We start from the raw sequence: 365 nt of genomic DNA on the forward strand, positions 1-365 counted from the left end.
TCCATCTTTATCTGTTGTTACTTTTGTTACTACTTTATCTTTTTCATCTTGCACTTCGAAAATTACGCCCGCTAATATTGCGCCACTTTCTTTGTCCACTTTTGTAATTTCCACTGAACCTTTGTCTAACTGCTCATTCTCTACTTTCAATGATAAGACTTCCGTCATACCTTTTTTGATTTCAAATGATACTGGTTCTGTTAACTTCTTGTAACCTGGTAAGCCTGCTTTTTCTACTAATTTGTACTTGCCTACAGATAAGTCTGGGACGTTTGTTTTTCCACTTTTATCTGTCGTCACTTCTGTTACTACTTTGTCTTGCTCATCTTGAACTTCAAAGATTACGCCTGCTAATACTTTTTGGC

At 36.2% G+C, this 365-nt stretch carries 1 protein-coding gene; it reads right to left on the reverse strand.

The genetic code is table 11. From position 1 onward, the window contains the following. A partial coding sequence (locus B5P42_RS31215; RefSeq protein WP_142674065.1) for an MSCRAMM family protein occupies positions 1-365 on the reverse strand: 365 nt, incomplete at both ends.

It is taken from the genome of Bacillus sp. SRB_331 (genome assembly GCF_003264175.1).
Lineage (GTDB): Bacteria > Bacillota > Bacilli > Bacillales > Bacillaceae_G > Bacillus_A > Bacillus_A mycoides.